At 69.1% G+C, this 15,983-nt stretch carries 16 protein-coding genes; 8 read left to right on the forward strand and 8 right to left on the reverse strand.

Features of this window, described 5'->3' with window-relative positions:
* Positions 1 to 31: 31 nt before the first annotated feature.
* Positions 32 to 505, forward strand: coding sequence for a response regulator (locus KEG57_RS20990; protein WP_272421359.1), 474 nt, complete (start codon positions 32 to 34; stop codon positions 503 to 505).
* A gap of 39 nt (positions 506 to 544) precedes the next feature.
* Here KEG57_RS20990 and KEG57_RS20995 read toward each other — a convergent pair whose 3' ends face one another.
* Positions 545 to 1,594, reverse strand: a complete 1,050-nt coding sequence (locus KEG57_RS20995; protein ID WP_272458729.1) for a DHH family phosphoesterase — start codon at positions 1,592 to 1,594, stop codon at positions 545 to 547.
* Positions 1,595 to 1,798: 204 nt separating this feature from the next.
* On the reverse strand, positions 1,799 to 3,808 hold the full coding sequence (locus KEG57_RS21000; protein WP_272458730.1) for a serine/threonine protein kinase: 2,010 nt from the start codon (positions 3,806 to 3,808) through the stop codon (positions 1,799 to 1,801).
* 104 nt (positions 3,809 to 3,912) lie between these two features.
* On the opposite strand from KEG57_RS21000, the gene KEG57_RS21005 reads away from it, so the two are divergent.
* A complete protein-coding gene (locus KEG57_RS21005; protein ID WP_272421356.1) occupies positions 3,913 to 4,155 on the forward strand; it encodes a hypothetical protein in 243 nt (80 codons plus the stop codon).
* A gap of 137 nt (positions 4,156 to 4,292) precedes the next feature.
* Here the strand turns inward: KEG57_RS21005 and yhbY are convergent, their stop codons facing one another.
* Positions 4,293 to 4,595 carry a ribosome assembly RNA-binding protein YhbY gene (gene yhbY, locus KEG57_RS21010; protein ID WP_272421355.1) on the reverse strand — a complete coding sequence of 101 codons (303 nt, stop codon included), beginning with the start codon at positions 4,593 to 4,595 and terminating at the stop codon, positions 4,293 to 4,295.
* 153 nt (positions 4,596 to 4,748) lie between these two features.
* Here yhbY and KEG57_RS21015 point away from each other — a divergent pair, with 153 nt between their 5' ends.
* The 4 genes from KEG57_RS21015 to KEG57_RS21030 are packed head-to-tail and all read left to right on the forward strand — an operon-like array spanning position 4,749 to position 8,303.
* A complete protein-coding gene (locus KEG57_RS21015; protein WP_272421354.1) occupies positions 4,749 to 5,225 on the forward strand; it encodes a host attachment protein in 477 nt (158 codons plus the stop codon).
* Positions 5,226 to 5,284: 59 nt separating this feature from the next.
* The gene (locus KEG57_RS21020) at positions 5,285 to 6,706 is read left to right on the forward strand and encodes an MATE family efflux transporter (protein WP_272421353.1); all 1,422 of its coding nucleotides are present in this window, start codon (positions 5,285 to 5,287) and stop codon (positions 6,704 to 6,706) included.
* A 59-nt stretch (positions 6,707 to 6,765) separates the two neighbouring features.
* Positions 6,766 to 7,536 (forward strand): SIR2 family NAD-dependent protein deacylase, encoded by a 771-nt coding sequence (locus KEG57_RS21025; protein ID WP_272421352.1) that lies wholly within the window; start codon positions 6,766 to 6,768, stop codon positions 7,534 to 7,536.
* Between the two features lie 59 nt (positions 7,537 to 7,595).
* Positions 7,596 to 8,303: a hypothetical protein gene (locus KEG57_RS21030; protein ID WP_272421351.1), complete on the forward strand. Its 708-nt coding sequence runs from the start codon at positions 7,596 to 7,598 to the stop codon at positions 8,301 to 8,303.
* Here KEG57_RS21030 and KEG57_RS21035 read toward each other — a convergent pair.
* On the reverse strand, positions 8,273 to 8,818 hold the full coding sequence (locus KEG57_RS21035; protein ID WP_272421350.1) for a dihydrofolate reductase family protein: 546 nt from the start codon (positions 8,816 to 8,818) through the stop codon (positions 8,273 to 8,275). The two genes, KEG57_RS21030 and KEG57_RS21035, sit on opposite strands and share 31 nt — an antisense overlap.
* A 342-nt stretch (positions 8,819 to 9,160) precedes the next feature.
* Between KEG57_RS21035 and KEG57_RS21040 the strand changes: the two genes are divergently transcribed.
* A complete protein-coding gene (locus KEG57_RS21040; protein ID WP_272421349.1) occupies positions 9,161 to 11,344 on the forward strand; it encodes a bifunctional alpha,alpha-trehalose-phosphate synthase (UDP-forming)/trehalose-phosphatase in 2,184 nt (727 codons plus the stop codon).
* 7 nt (positions 11,345 to 11,351) lie between these two features.
* Here KEG57_RS21040 and KEG57_RS21045 read toward each other — a convergent pair whose 3' ends face one another.
* Genes KEG57_RS21045 through KEG57_RS21060 form a run of 4 tightly spaced genes read right to left on the reverse strand, consistent with a single transcriptional unit; the run spans position 11,352 to position 15,706 of the window.
* A complete protein-coding gene (locus KEG57_RS21045) occupies positions 11,352 to 12,356 on the reverse strand; it encodes an oxygenase MpaB family protein (protein WP_272421348.1) in 1,005 nt (334 codons plus the stop codon).
* A gap of 12 nt (positions 12,357 to 12,368) precedes the next feature.
* Positions 12,369 to 12,791, reverse strand: a complete 423-nt coding sequence (locus KEG57_RS21050; RefSeq protein WP_272421347.1) for a ribosomal maturation YjgA family protein — start codon at positions 12,789 to 12,791, stop codon at positions 12,369 to 12,371.
* Complete coding sequence (locus KEG57_RS21055; protein ID WP_272421346.1) at positions 12,791 to 14,299, reverse strand: serine/threonine protein kinase; 1,509 nt, start codon at positions 14,297 to 14,299, stop codon at positions 12,791 to 12,793. Before KEG57_RS21055 ends, KEG57_RS21050 begins: the two co-directional genes overlap by 1 nt.
* A gap of 12 nt (positions 14,300 to 14,311) precedes the next feature.
* A complete protein-coding gene (locus tag KEG57_RS21060) occupies positions 14,312 to 15,706 on the reverse strand; it encodes an FHA and sigma-54 interaction domain-containing protein (RefSeq protein WP_272421345.1) in 1,395 nt (464 codons plus the stop codon).
* 92 nt (positions 15,707 to 15,798) lie between these two features.
* Here KEG57_RS21060 and KEG57_RS21065 point away from each other — a divergent pair, with 92 nt between their 5' ends.
* The gene (locus tag KEG57_RS21065) at positions 15,799 to 15,981 is read left to right on the forward strand and encodes a hypothetical protein (RefSeq protein ID WP_272421343.1); all 183 of its coding nucleotides are present in this window, start codon (positions 15,799 to 15,801) and stop codon (positions 15,979 to 15,981) included.
* Positions 15,982 to 15,983 lie beyond the last annotated feature (2 nt).

Consider the following 15,983-nt stretch of genomic DNA (forward strand, 5'->3'; position numbering starts at 1 on the left):
GCTTCATTAGGGACGGAGGGGTTCTCTGCCAGTGGGGGGCACGAAATTGGGAAAGCGCTCGCGACCAACCGTTCTGATCGTCGATGACGACGACGAGATTCGTTATTCGATGCGCAACCTCCTGGTCGTATCGGACTTCGACGTCTTGCTCGCCGCCGACGGCGTCGAGGCCCTCAAGCTGCTCGAGCGCCAGCGCGTGGACGCGCTCGTCATCGATTTGATGATGCCGCGCCTCGACGGCGTGGGCGTCATTCGGGCCCTGCTCGGAAAACCGCCCGAGGAGCGGCCGAGCGTGATCATCGTCGTCTCGGCGCACGTCGAGCTCCGCCGTCGCATCATGGGCCTCGACGTCCGCCGCGTCTTCCCCAAGCCCTTCGACGCGCTCGCCCTGGTGAACGAGCTCTCGACAGCATTCACCCCGACGAACGGCGACTCGGCCAAGGACAAACCTTCCGAGCCGACCCTCGTCGCCGTCCCCCGCGGACACGAAGGGCGCCCGGTTTGACCCGGACGCCCCTCGATTTCCCGACACGTCCCGATTCGCTCAGCCGACCTCGTCCGAAGTGCCGATCCGTTTCCGGATCGTATCCTCGATCATTTCCCGGACAACCTGCCACAGCGCGTCCTGGTTCGGGCAGGCCGCGAGCGGCCCGAGCGGGATCTGGAATCCACCTTTGCCGCGCCGCCCGCCGCCGTAGGGCATCCCGAGCGGACCGATGCCGAACGCGTCACGCAGCCACGTCGCCGGATCCAAGGACGCGTCCGTCGTACGCAACGAGCCGTCGATCCACCCTTCGACCAAGCCGAACGTGATCGCCGTCTTGATCCCCTCGCGCCGGAGGAGGAAGTCGGCGGCTTGCCCGATCGCGTCTCGGTCCTGCGAGCGCACCTGCCCCACGCCCGCGAACACCCACGTCCCTTCCACCTGCATCGCCTCCAGCGCTCGCCGCATGATCCGCATCGAGCTCGACGGGATCGCGTACCGTGACAGCGCGCTGAGCACGTCCGTGTCCACGAGCTCGATGATGCTCGCGAGCGCCCGCAGGTCGTCGGCGCTCGCGTGGAGCAGATCGTCCGTGTCGCTCCGGATTCCGTAGGCCAGGGCGGTCGCGAGCCTCGTCGCGATCGTCCCGCTCTCCAGAACCCGCGTCGGCGCCTCGATCACGTACTCTGTGTAGATCGTGCTCGCCGCGCCCACGCCGAGCCGGATGTCCACGAAATCCGCGACGGGTTTTCCCTGAATGGCGTGATGATCCACGATGGACACGCAAGGCAGCCCTGCGCTCCTCGGCAGCTCGATCGAGTTCGCATCGACCAGGCTCAGCGCGCTGTACCGGTCGAGGTCTTCTGGCGCGGTCACGCGAACGAGTGGCAGATCGAGCAAGTTCACCATCGCCCGATTTTCCGCCCGGCTCACGAGCGGCAGATGGGCGATGTCGCACTCGATTCCCACGCTCGCGGCGAGCTTTTGATGGGCCCACGCGCTCGCCAGGCTGTCGGGGTCCGGGTATCCCCGGATGACCACGACGTGCCGGCCTTCGTGCTTTCGCAGCGCTTCGAGGAGCTGGCCGACGCGGCTCTCGGCACCGTCCACGCGCCGCGGCCCGCGCAAATCGGGAAGGTGGGGGCTGCTGCTACGGTCGGGTTCGATCCGCAACGCTTCTTGATGGTTCACCGTCTTGCCCTGGAGGTGCGGGCCTGATGCCGCACGGTCCGCCACCCACGAAAGCAAGCTACGCGCCCATCCCGCAGCCGGGCTATCCCGTACGAACGGAAATGAGCGTTTGCCCGAACCGCTTCAGAGCTTGAACATGGCCATGGCCGTTTCGCCGGGACGAACGGTCACGCTCTTCGACTTCGCAGCGCCACTCGAGGGCTTGCACGTCACCGAGTAGGTGCCGGCCTTGAGCGACAAACGGATCGACGACGACTTGCCCTTCGAGGCCCCGTTCACGGTGAACGAGCACGGACCCCCGACGGCCACGGCAACGAGCGTCCCGTTTGCCGCGGCGGGCGCGGGCGCGGGCGTCGCGGGGGACTTGCTCGTCGTCTCGGACGCGCCTGCGCCTGCTTTCGGCGCGGCGTCGTCTCCCCCCGAGGGAGGCGGCGTGGCGGCCGCGACGGCGGACGCGGAGGATGCCGGCGGCTCGGCGGGCGCGGCCGCGGAGGCGCTCTCTGCGGGAGCGGGCGCGGCCGAAGGAGCCGGCGTGCTCGCCGGCGTGGCGATGGCCGAGGGAGCGGGCGTGGCCGCGGGCGGCGGCGTGGGGACCGCGATGGGCCCGTTCTCCTGGGACTGGTTCGTCGTCGCGGCGGTCGGCTCGGCCGATTGCTTGCGCAGCAGCATGACCATGAGCACGACGATGCCGAGCAAGCCAACCGCGCAGAACGCGAGGAGCACGCGGATGACGCGTGAGTTATCCGGCGCGGGCGCGGGCGCAGGTGCAGCAGCGAGCGCGGCGGCAGGTGCAGACGCAGGCGCGGCGACGGCCGCGGGAGCAGGCGCGGGCGCAGCGGCGGGCGCAGGAGCAGGCGCGGCAGCCGGCGCAGGCGCGGGCACAGCAGCAGCAGGCGGGGGCGCAGCCGCAGGCGCGGACGCAGCCGCAGGAGGAATGACGGGCCCGGAGAACACCTCCGTCATCGGCTCGTCCATCGGCGGCTGCGGGGACGCAGACTGCAGCGCCGTCGCCATGTACCTTTGCAGCACCGGCGTCTCTTGGTTCGCCGAGCCCGGATGCACGCCCGTCTCGGCGTCATCGTCGGCGGGCAGGTGCGCGAAGGCGTGCGGCACGACGCCCCCGGCCATCGGCGGCGGGTTCGGCGCGGGGAGCCACGCGGGCGCGGAGGCCGGAGCCGACGGCGGCGGCGCGGGCGGCGGCACCGAACCGGTCGTCTTCCGCTCACGCGCGGAATGCGCGATCTGCCCGATCCGATCCACGAGCAGCCGGCCCTCGGGCGGCGAGAACGGCAAGAGCGCATGCGCGAACGCGTGCACGCTCCGGAAGCGCGCCTCCACGTCCTTCGCGAGTGCCCAGCCGAGCACCGTGTCGAGCTCCGCAGACACGTCGCCGCGCAGTTGCGACACGCGCATCGGCTCCTCGCGCGTGATCTGCAGCATCAGGTACGCGGCTTCGCCCTGGAACGGCGGACGACCTGCGAGCATCTCGTAGAGGATCGTCCCGAGCGACCACACGTCCGTGCGCGCGTCGACGTCCTTCGCCTTGCGCACGAGCTCCGGCGACGCGTACGGCGTCAGGCCGAACATCGCCGTCCCCGTGAGCTCGCCCGTCGCGTCCTGCGCGCCGCCGAGCAGCTTCGCCGTGCCGAAGTCCGTGATCTTGATCAGCGGCGCGCCGCCGGTCCGTTGCGTCACGAAGAGGTGCGACGGCTCGAGGTCTCGCACGACGATGCTGTTCGCGTGCGCCTCGGCCACGGCCTCGCAGGCTTGCAGCACGAACAGGATCGCGTCGTGCAGCGGCAGCGGGCCGGTCTTGCGGACGTAGCGCTCGAGGTCGGTGCCTTCGAGGTACTGCCGGACGAGGTAAAACGTCCCGTCGGCCTCGTTGCCGACGTCGATGATACGAGCGACGTGCTCGGAGGCGATCCTCGAGAGGGCGCGCGCCTCGCGGCGGAAGCGCTCGATCTCGCGCGCGTCGGCCTGGTGGGGCAGGAGCAGCTTGATGATGGCCCGCTGGTCGAACGCGGTGTGAAACGCGTCCATCGTGAGGCCATGTTTACGCCCGAGGATGGCGCGAACGCGGTACTTACCGCCGATCAGGGCGCCGGGATGGATGTCGTTGGCGGAGCGCATGACTCGTCGTTGTCGGCGAACCGGATCGCGCGCCCATTCTTGCATGACCTCGGCGGGAGGGGTAGGAGCGTGCGTCCGGGCGAGAGACGCCCGCGCTCCCCACCATGAAGCGCTACCGGCCCGGCCCCTACGACAACCTCCCCGACGTGCGAGATGGCTTGACCCGCAAGGAGCGCATCGTGCTCTGGGTCCTCCACCAGACGCAGGAAGAGCGCCGAGGCCGCAACGTGCCTACGGCCATGCTCTACGGCCGCGTCGTCGAGTACATCGACATGAGCGTCGAGGAGCTGCAGCGCATCCTCGCCCGCCTGGCCGCTCCGCAGGAAAATACCCGCGGCAAGCCCTGACAGGCTGTTGAGAAACGCCGCGAGCGCCCTGGAGCTAGGGAGGAGGACGCAGGAATACAGGCGTATTCCGAGGACGACGACCGACGATCCAGGGCGCGCAGCAAGTTTCTCAACAGCCTGCTGACGGCCGGACGCGCTCAGCCGGCCTTCGGGAGCGTGATCTTCGGCTCCTTCGGGTGACGCCGGTAGAGCAGGATCGTCCGGCCGAGCACCTGGACGAGCTCGGCGCGCACGGCGGGCGGGATCTTCTCGGCGAGGTCGCCGCGCTCGTCGGGGCACTCCGTCCCTACGCGCACCTTGACGAGCTCGTGCTGCTCGAGCGCGTCATTCACGGCGGCGACGATGCCGTCGGTCAGCCCGTGTTTGCCGAGCTGGACCACGGGATCCAGGTGATGGCCGAGCGCGCGCAGGTGGCGGCGCTGCTTTCCTGTCAGACTCATGCGGTCCTCTTTACTCGGCCAACGCGGTCGAGGGACGGCCGGCCTAGTCCCCCCGCCCCTCCACGTCAAGCGCGCCTGCGCTCCATTGCCGGATGCACCTGCCCCCTCCATGTTCCGCGCGTCCGCGCCGACGAGGCGCGAGAGGAGGGACGCGTGCAAGAGGAACGCGTGCAAGAAACGGAACGTATCACGTTCGTCCTCATCGCCGATGCGAGCCGAGCCCGCCTGTTCAAGCGGAGCGCCGAGGCGAACGCCGCGCTCGAGCTCGTCGAGCAGTTCGAGCACCCCGAAAGCCGCGCCATGGCCCGCGACCTCATGGCGGACAAACCCGGCCGTGCCTTCACCGGCGGCGGCCAGGTCGCTGGTCGCAGCGCCAAGGAGTACGCCACCGACCCGAAGGACGTCGAGGCCCAGAAGTTCGCGCGTAGCCTCGCCGACCGACTCGCCTCGCTGTACGACGCGCACGCCTTCCACGAGCTCGTCCTCGCCGCGCCGCCCAAGTTCCTCGGCCTCCTGCGCGGCACCCTGGCGGCGCACACGAACCACGTCGCCGAGGCCGTCGTCGCTTCCCACGAGAAGGACTACACGCAGCTCGACGTACGCACGATTGCCGAACGTATTGCCGCCTGAGATCCGGGCACGGAATCGTCGGGCGCCCCCCCGCGGGTGAGGGTATACCGGGGCCTTCCATGAGTGACGTGGCCCCGATTCCCAGTGCGTCGCGCATCGTGGACGAGACCTCCAGCGATGGGCCGAAGACTCTCCGCGCGGAGCTTCGCGAAATTGCGGCCCTCGGCGGACCCATCACGCTGAGCTTCGTCGCCAATCAGCTCCTCGGGTTCGTCGATACCGCCATGGTCGGCCGCCTCGGCGCCACGTCGCTCGCCGCCGTCGGCATCGGCAACGGCATCTTCTTCTCGATCACCGTGCTCTTCATGGGCCTCATCCTGGGCATGGATCCGCTCGTGTCCCAGGCCGAGGGCGCGGGCGATCGACACCGCGCCCGCGCCGTCCTCGGCCAGGCTGTGCGCCTCGGCTTCCTGCTGTCGGTCCCGTGCATGGCGCTCCTCGTCATCGCGGGCCTGCTCATTGGCCGCGCCGGCATCGACGCCGAAACCTCGCAGAGCGTCCTGCACTTCCTCCTCGGCCGCCTCCCCAACATCGTGCCTTTCCTCCTGATCACGGCGTGCCGCGTCTACCTCCAGGCCCGCGGCCTCACGCGCGCGCTCGTGTGGTCGGCCGTCTGGGCGAACGTCACGAACATCATCTTCAACATCCTCCTCATCTACGGCGACGACGGCCTCGTCGCCGTCGGCCTCCCGCGCGTCGGCTTGCCTGCGCTCGGCGTCCTCGGCTCGGGCCTCGCGTCGAGCCTCGCTTCGTTCGTCGCGTTCGGCGTCGTGTTCCGCGAGATCGTCCGGCGCGAGGGCGCGATCCGCGCCGAGGAGCTCCGCGTCGAGCGCGAGACCACGCGTACCATCGTCCGCGTCGGCTGGCCCATCGGCACGCACTTGCTCGCGGAGGTCGGCGCCTTCTCGATCGCGGGCATCTTCGCTGGCTGGATTGGCCCTCAGGCGGCTGCGGGCCATCAGGTCGCGCTCTCCCTCGCGAGCCTCTCGTTCACCATCGCGCTCGGCATGTCGAACGCGACCTCCGTCCTCGTCGGCCGCGCCGTCGGCCGCGGTGATTCCACGGGGGCTCGCCACGTCGGCCTCGTCGGCATCGTCGCGACGTCCGGCGTGATGGGCCTCTCCGCCCTCCTCTTCGCCGCGGCTCCTGCGTTCTGCGCGCGGATCCTTTCGGACAAACCCGACGTCATCGAGGCCGCGATTCCGCTCATCCGCATCGCGGCGATCTTCCAGCTCGCGGACGGCGCGCAGGCGGTCGCGGCGGGCGCGCTTCGGGGCACGGGGGACACGACGTCGGCGCGGAATGCGAACGTGGTCGGGTATTACGCGTTCGGCATTCCGCTCGCGCTCCTGCTCGGGTTCGCCGTCCGGATGGGCGCGGTGGGGATCTGGTGGGGGCTCACGGCGGCGCTCTTCGTCGTCGCGACGGCGCTCGTCGTCCGGTTCGCGCGGCTCACGCCGGCGCAAATGAAGCGCGTCTGAGGGGCCGACCTTGCGGTCTTCCAAGGGTGGCCCCAGAGGCGCGCTCTTCGGAGGCGTTCATGACGAGCCACCTTTCCAGAACCATCGTTCAAATCGCTCGCTTCATCGATTCGAGCCGCCACCTCGTGGCCTTCACGGGCGCCGGCATCAGCACCGACTCGGGCATTCCGGATTTTCGCGGCCCTGACGGAGTCTGGACCCGCCGCGACGCGGGCCTCCCTCCGCCGCGTTTTCGGGTCCCGCCGAGCGGCGTCGAGCCGAATGCCTCGCACCTCGCGCTCGTCACCTTGCAGGAGCTCGGCCTGCTCGCCTACCTCATCACGCAGAACACGGACAACCTCCACCGCCGCTCGGGCATCGACCCCGCGCGCCTGGCCGAGCTGCACGGCAATGGCGACCTCGTGCGTTGCCTCGCCTGCGACCGCCAGTTCACGCGGCGCGAGGTCGGCTGGGATCCGAGCCGGTTTGGCCCCGGCTATCGAACGTACGCGCCGGTGCGCGGCCAGCCGAAATGCCCCGGGTGCCAGGGCCGGCTCATTTCGTCGGTCGTCAATTTTGGCGATCCGGTCCCCACGCGTGAGCTCACCGAGGCCCGAAATCACGCCGAGGCTTGCGACCTCATGCTCGTCCTCGGCTCCTCGCTCGTGGTCAACCCCGCGGCGGCGCTCGTCGCGGTCGCGATCGAATCGGGCGCGCGCGTGATCCTCGTCAATCGCGGCGAGACCCCGTACGACCCCTACGTCGATCTGCGCGTCGAAGCCGGGATCGGCGATGTCCTGCCGCCTGCCGTCGAGCGGGTCAGCCGACGGAGGCGCCGCGTGCCTGCCTAGTGTTTGACACCATCCGAATGAGCCTTGCAGCGCCTGGGGAGCTCGGATACGCGTTGCGGATGCGGCCCGTCCTCCTCTCGATCGCCTACGCGCTCACGCTTGCCATTGCGTCTGCCTGTTCGAAAGGAAAACCCATGCCGCGTCCGAACGTGACGATCCCCTCCGCGATGCAGGGGCACCCGCTCGCCCGCGAGGCGCCGCCGGGGCATGCGTTCGTCTACGACTCGAGCGTCGTCTTCCACGAGAAGATCGGGCCGTCCGATCCCGAGTTCCGCGTCGTCGTCCTCGAGGCAACGCTCGAAGGAACGTACGTCAATGAGACCTACCGGGCGACGCGCCTGGGCCATGCGACGATGCAACCCGATGCCCAGGGCTGGGACATCTTGCCCATCGACGGCAAGCTCACGGTCACCGAAACATCGGTGCGCGTCGAGCTGGCTGGCGATGAAGCCAAGTGGAATGGTGAGTATTTGACGGCTGCCGAGGCGCAGCAGCGACAGTGGGCAAACGCGCCGAAAAATGAGGCCAAGGACGGGGGCACCGCGCCCCCGTCCCCGTGCCAGCGTTACAGCGATTGCACCTGCGCGCTCGACGCGGCGGCCACGCTGAAGGGCGGGGATAACCCCTTTCGCAAGGCCTGCGACGAGTCCAAGGGCTTACTCCTGCGCGCGCCGGACGATCCGAAGGTGTGCACCTACGGCCTCTCCGTGCATCGGGAGCTCGCGCCGAAGCTCGGTTATACCGTCCCGGCCGCTTGCGCCGAGTGACCGACCGCGTACTGCAGCAGCAACACGCCATTGCGGTACACCTTCGTCGACAAGAGCGTGAGGTTCACATGCGCGGGCAACCGCGAAACCAGCGGAATGCCTGCGCCGAGCAGCAGCGGGTTCAACTTGATCAAGAGCTCGTCGACGACGCCCTCGGCGAGCAGCATCCCTGCGAGCTCTCCGCCGCCGGCCAGATAGATGGGTTTCCCCTCTTCTGCCTTCAGCTTCCGGACGACACCGACGGCGTCCTCCGCGACGACCTTCACGCGCGGATTCGGGCTCTCCAGCGTCCGCGAAAACACGTACGTCTCCATCATCGGATACGGATCCGTGACCCCGAGCTTCAGCCCGATGTCGTATGTGCGGCGCCCCATCAGGACCACGCCGTAGCCCGCCCACGACGCGAGGTAATCGTCGACGTGCGGCCCTTCGTTGACGAAACAATCGAACGAATGGTCTTCGCGCGCGATGAAGCCGTCGACCGTGACGGCGACGTGATACACGACTTTTCTCATACCGATCTCCAGACACACGCCGGCCCAACCTGCCGGCGTCTGAACAGGCAGCAACCACGGTTTCGGAATCCGCCACGAGCAGACGACCGGCGCTCGACTTCCACCCATCCCATCCACGATGGACGGACGGGGAGGAACAGCGGTGTTCGCAATGGCGGGGGCTCGTGCTCAGCGCGTGGAGATCATAGACGACGCTTCGTCAGCGTCGCGGCGACCTTACCCACCCCCCGCGGGCCTTGCAAGAGAATTCTTTATCTCCCCGTACGGTTCGTCCCGACAGCATCATTTCGTCATCCGATTGTTTGTGGACAAAACGTTTCGTCGATGCCACCCTCCCCGGTCATGGCCCGCCTGCTCCTCGTTTCGAACCGTCTGCCCGTCACCGTGAAGGTCGAGCATGGCGAGGTCCTCGTCACCCGCAGCGCGGGAGGCCTCGCGACCGGCATGAAGGGGCCTCACGAGCGCTCCGGGGGCCTCTGGCTCGGCTATCCCGGCGACGTCTCGCGCCTCCAGCCCGATCAGCGCGCCGCCCTCGAAGCGCGCCTGGAAGAGCTCCGCTACGTCCCGCTCCACCTCTCGCCGGGCGAGGTCTCCAGGTTTTACGAGGGATTCTCCAATGGCGTCCTCTGGCCGCTCTTCCATTACATGCTCGATCGTGTCCCGCTCGGCGGCGAGCGCGACTGGGAGAGCTACCGCCGCGTGAACGAGCGATTCGCCGACCTCGTCGCCGCCCACCACCGCGAAGGCGACATCGTCTGGGTCCACGACTATCAGCTCATGCTCGTCCCCGGCCTCCTGCGAAAGAAAATCCCGAACGCGCGGATCGGTTTTTTCCTCCACATCCCTTTTCCCTCTTCAGAAGTCTTCCGCATCCTCCCCTGGCGCACGCAGCTCCTCGAAGGCCTGCTCGGCGCCGATCTCATCGGGTTTCACACACTCTCGTATCTGCGCCATTTCGCGTCCGCGCTCCTCCTCGTGAACGGCCTCGAAGCCAACGTCGATCGAGTCTTCACCGAGGGCCGAGAGGTCCGGCTCGGCGCCTTTCCCATGGGCATCGACGCCGCCGCGCTCTCCACCCTCGCCGGCTCGCCCGAGGTCGCCGCCGAGGCGCAGGCCTTCCGCCAGCCGGGCCAGCGCATTCTGCTCGGCATCGACCGCCTCGATTACACGAAAGGCATCCCGCGCCGCCTCCTTGCCCTCGAGCGCCTCCTCGAACGCGAGCCCTCCTTGCGCGGCAAGGTCCGCCTCGTCCAGGTCACCGTCCCCTCGCGCACGAACGTCGAGGCCTATCAGGGCTTCCGCAGCCGGGTCGACGAGCTCGTGGGCCGCATCAACGGCGCCTACGCCACGGTCCATTCGGTGCCCATTCACTCCATGTATCGCTCCTTCAACGAACGCCAGCTCGCCTCGCTTTATCGCGCGGCCGACGTCATGCTCGTCACGCCCTTGCGCGACGGCATGAATCTCGTCGCCAAGGAGTTCGTCGCGTCCCGCACCGACGAGGACGGCGTCCTCGTCCTCAGCGAGCTTGCCGGCGCCGCCTCCGAGCTCGCCGACGCCTTGCTCGTCAATCCGTACGACATCGGCGGCGTCGCGGCCGCCCTCAAGCGCGCCCTCACCATGCCCGAAAACGAGCGGCGCCAGCGCATGCAAAACCTCCGGCAGCACGTCCTCGAGCACGACGTCCACGGCTGGGCACAGAGCTTCCTCTCCACGCTCGAAGAGCAATCCGAGGCATCTCATGGACGCGCCCTCGGCGCGACCACGTCCGCGGCCCTCGAAGTCCTCACGACCGAGCTCCGCCAAGCGCCGCGCCTCACCTTGCTCCTCGATTACGACGGCACCCTCGTCCGATTCGCCCGCGCTCCCGACCAAGCCGCGCCCGATCCGGACCTCCGGCACCTGCTCACGGCCCTCGCGCGACGCCCCGGCACGCGCGTGCACGTCGTCAGCGGCCGGTCGCGCGACGCCCTCGAACGCTGGCTCGGCGACCTGCCCATTTCGCTCGCAGCCGAGCACGGCTTCTGGACGCGCGACGCAGAGGCGCGGGAATGGCGGGCCCGCAAGAACATCCCTTCCGATTGGAATGCGAAATTCCTGCCCTTGCTCCGCCAGTTCGTCGCCCGCACCCCGGGCGCATTGCTCGAAGAAAAGAACGCCTCCCTGACCTTCCATTACCGCATGGCCGACCCTGAGTTCGGCGTGCTCCAGGCCAAGGACCTACGACTCCACCTCGGCGATCTGCTCAAGAACACGCCCGTCGAGATCCTCCCCGGCGACAAGACCGTCGAAATCCGCCCCATGGGCGCGGGGAGCGGCGCGCTCGTCGCCTCCTTGCTCGAACGCGCTCCCCCCGGCGCCCGCCTCGTCGCGCTCGGCGACGACCTCGTCGACGAGGAAATGTTCGCCGCGCTCCCCGCGCCGCACGTCGCCATGCACGTCGGCCCGCGCCCGAGCCGCGCTCCCTACCGTTTGTCCGGGCCCGCGGCCGCTCGCGCCTTCCTCCAGGCCATTGCCGCGGACTAACAGGCTGTTAGCCGCGCGGGCACTTCCGCATCACCCTCTCGGGTGGTGCGAGTCCGGCGGGAATCAACCCGTGCGCGTCGAGCGATCGCACGATTCGTGTCGTCCCCGAAATCCCCTCGCCCCGCGCCGCCTCGATCCGCGCCGCCGCCTGATGCCACGCGGGCACGTACCTCAAGGCCGGCGGCAAATGCCTCGTCCCGTGCAGCGCGCCGAGGGCGAGCTCGTACGCGCGTTTTGCTTCCGCGTCCCAGGGCAAACCCACCGCGCTCCGCCACCGCTCCGGCAAGAGCCCCGCGCAAAGCCTCGCGGCCCCGCGCATGTAGGGCGGCCCAAACAGCACCCGCAGGATATCTCGCGCCATATCCCCGAGCTCGAGCTCTCCCTCCACCATCCCCTCGAAATACCGGTCGAAGCTCTCCCAGTCCGGCGGCAATTGCTCCGGGTGCAAACCCACCGCGGCGCCCCAGCGCTTCGACTCCTCGTAAAACTGCGCCCGCTCATTCCGATCGAGCGGCTCGATGGCCGCCTCGTACGTGGTGATCGCCCCTTGCACCAGCGTCGCGAACACCCATTGCATGGCGGCCGGATCGTTCGCGCGATACCGCTGCCCTGCCCTTCCTTCGCTCGAACGCGCGGAGATCCTCCCGCGAACGCGCTCGTGGAGCTGGAAGATCCGCCCCCCCACCTCGAGTGACATCGAAACGTCCCCGAAAACGAGCGCATGCGTCGCGTACACCGTCCGCCGCGTCCTCGCCATCAGCTTCGTTTGATAATCGCTGAACCGCCCCACGCCCTCGGCCACCTCGGGCAGGAGCACCTCCAGAACGACCGCCGGCGGAATGGCGGCCAGCATCGCCCATTCCCGCCAGATTCGCCGCACCATCCCGTCCTGCGCGAAGAGCCCCTCCACCGGGCCCTCCGCATGCTCACGCGCGTACGCGAGGCAACGCTCCTTCCGCTGTCTGTCCTGCTCGAAAGCCTTCGTGGAAAGGGGAGAGACGTCTGGGGCCATTGCATCAACGTATCACGGAGGCCGCTCCCTCCGCAGCCTCCCTGCGCGCTCGATCCCGACCCCCGCGATCACACCGGCCGCGTAATAAATGAGGTCCATCGCATGGAATCCATGTCCAAGCGCGAGCCCACCGAGCCGCGTCGCGCGGATCGCATCGATCCACGGCGCGTGATAGAGCTGACTGGCTTCGATTGCGTAACAAAAGATCAGCGCGGCGGTTGACGCTTGCGCGGTCCCGGACGCAGGAGCGACGAGCCCCACGAGCCAGAAGCTCATCGTGGCATAAAGCGCGTCCCCCGCGCCCTTCGAGAGCCACGCGGGCAGCCCCGGGATGTTCCGCGAAAGCAAGCCGAGCCCGATCGTCACGAGCACGAGCGCCGCGGAAAGCCCACGCGAACGACGGCACTCGGTTCTTCTCGACGAATGCTCGGCCATCAAAGGCAATGCCGCTTGTACTTCTTTCGACCGGACGCATCGATGAAAAAAGGCGGATCGCAGCCATCCCTCGGCGCGGCCGTCTTCACGCGCGTCGTCGTCGAGCGCGGCGGCGCGGTCACGCTGGGTGAAAGGGTGGGCGCCGCCGATACGACGCTCGTGGCGGAAGGCGCCGGCGTGGGCGTTGCGGAAGGCGCGCTCGGGACCACGGATTCGGGCGCGGTGAGGCTCGCCGCCATCGAAGGCGCGCCCTGCGCAGACGCCGCGCTCTCGGGGCTCCCCCGCAGCAGAACGACGATCAGCGCCACCACGAGTATCCCGACGAGCCCGACGAGCCCGAGCACCACGGGCGTCACGCGTCGCTCGGGCGTATTCGCCGGCGCCGCATTCTGCGACTCCGTGTTCGCCACCGAAACCGCCGTCACCGCCGCTACCGGCGCCGGCGGCACGGGCGTGTCGAGCAGCGTCACCTCCTCGCGGCTAGGCACCAACTTCGCCGGCTCCTTCGCGAGCGGGGGCAACGACGTGCGGCGCTCCTCGCTCTCGATCGCCTGAATCAATCGCGCCCGCTCGGCGAGCATCTCCCCCGCCATCTCCTCGACCCACGCGCCGATCTCCGACGGCGTCGCCAGCGGCCCGCACGCCTCGAGCGCCATCGCCATTTCGAGCGCCGTGGCGTATCGCGCGTCCGCGTCCCGTCGCAGCGCGCGCAGCGTGACCTCGTCGAAACACGTCGGCAGATCGGCCACGCGTTTGCTCGGCGCCTCGACCTCGGCTTCGAGCAGGCGCACGAGCGCGAGATCCTCCGACGCCCCCGCATACAGCCGCCGGCACGTGAGCGTCTCCCACAGCACGACGCCCGCCGCATACACATCCGCCCGCCGATCGAGCACCTCGCCGCGGAGCTGCTCGGGCGACATGTACGCGAGTTTGCCCTTGATCGTATGGTCGCTCGTCACGTGCGCCCGCCCGGCCGCGCGCGCAATGCCGAAGTCGAGCACGCGCGAAACGCCGTCCGCGCCGACGAGCACGTTCTGCGGCGACACATCACGATGCACCACGCCGAGCGGCTCGCCCCGCGCGTCCTTGGCCTCGTGCGCCGCGTGCAACCCTCGCAGCGCGTTCGACAGCACCGCGGCCACGATGCGCGGCGGGATCTTTTGCTTGCGCTTGCTCGCCGCACTGATGAGCCGCGACAAGGGCTCGCCGTGCACGTACTCCATCACCAGGAAGACCTCGCCTTCCTGCGACACCACGTCGAGCGTGCCTACCACGTTTGGATGCCGGATCCGCGCTGCGATCCGCGCCTCGTCCGTGAACATCGCGACGACCTCGGCGATCCGCGCGTGCCATGGATGGAGGCGCTTGATCGCCACCGTCCGCAAAAATCCCTCGTCTCCGATGAGCCGCCCGAGATGCACCGTGGCCATGCCACCCGCGGCGATCTCGTCGTACACGCGGTAGCGGCCCAGAATGAGCGCCCGGGGCGAGCCGCGTTCGGCTTCCATGAAGCCCCGAGATTACCCCTTGTGCCGCGCCTTGATGAGCTGAAAGTAGCGCCGCGCAATCCCCGACGCCGCCGCGGCCGCGCCCACGTTGCCGCCGTGCGCCGCGAGCACCCGCTGTACGTAGCGTCGCTCGAATTCCTCCACCACGCGCTCGCGTGCCCGCGGCAAAGGCAGGTCGAGCGCGAGGATCTCCTCGATGAAACCCGCCCCCGACGCGGGCCTCGGCGGCGAGCTCGGCCGCGGCACGCCGGGCGCGCGCGGCGGGTTCGGACGCAGCGTCGCGATGGGCGCGAGCTCGCCGAGCGCCACGCGACGCGCGACCGCGTTGTAGAGCTCGCGCACGTTGCCCGGCCACGCGTAGTCCGCGATCCGCCGCGCGAAATCAGGAGGAAACGGCATGTCCTTGCCCGCGAGCTGCCGCCAGAAATGTTGCGCGAGCACGAGCACGTCGCCCGTTCGCCTTCGCAGCGGCGGCAGCTCGATCCGCGCCACCGCGAGCCGGTAGAACAGATCGTCGCGAAACCTCCCCGCCTGGATCTCGTGATCGAGATCGCGCCGCGTCGCTGCCAGGATCCGCACGTCCACGCGGATCCATCGGTTCGATCCCACGCGCTGCACCTCCGAGCGCTCGAGCGCGCGGAGCAGCTTCGCTTGCAGCGGCAGCTCGAGATCACCGATCTCGTCGAGCAAGAGCGTGCCGCCGTGCGCCTCCTCGAACACGCCCTTGCGTGACTCGGTCGCGCCCGTGAACGCCCCGCGCTCGTGCCCGAAGAGCGCGGACTCGACGAGGTTTGGCGGCACGGCCGTGCAATCGAAGACCACGAACGGCCCCTGCTTGCGCGGCCCGAGCTCGTGCAGCGACTCGGCCAGAACCTCCTTGCCCGTGCCCGTCTCGCCCTCGATGAGCACGGGCACGTTCGCGCTCGCGAGCCTTTCGCAGAGCGGATAAAGCGCGCGCATCTCGGGGCTCGCGCCGACCATCGCGCCGAACCGCACGGCCGAAGGGATCTCCGCGGGCGCCTGATCCGCGAGCCTGTCGATGCGGATCTGCGTCTCGCCCACCGTGACGACCTCGCCGCCCGCGAGCAGCGCGCCTTGCACGGCCACGCCTTGCACCGACGTACCGTTCGTCGAGTCGAGATCCGTCACGCGCAGCTTGCCGCGCAGGATCTCGAAGGCCGCGTGCCTGCGCGAGACCAGCCGATCGTCGATGCGCAGATCGCACATCGGACTCTGCCCGACGAGCACGCGCGATGGGTGACCGGGCGCGATCGTGAACGTCTGTCCGCGGCTCGCGCCGGCGACGACCACGAGCGAGAACCCGGGCGCGGCCGCGCGATCGGGCCTGCGCACGAGCTCCGTCTCCACCTTGTCGTCGAACTCGTCCTCGTCCTCGCGCCCGCTCATGCGCCGCCATCTGAGCACGCACGCCCGCGGACGTCACGGGCCCGCGCGCCCCCCGCTTTTCGCCGGAGAGTCGCGGCTCCATGCGTTCGTGCATGAACCTCGAGATCGCGGACGAAGAAGCACGGGAGCTCAGGATCGCGCTCGACATCCGGCTGCGGGAGATGCGCAACGAGCTCGTCCACACGGACGACCACGCGTACCGGGCCGACTTGCGAAGGTCGCTCGAACGGCTGGAGAAGATCGCGCAGAAGGTCGGAGGAAGCGGGCCTGGCTGAAC

This window comes from Polyangium jinanense, assembly GCF_028435365.1.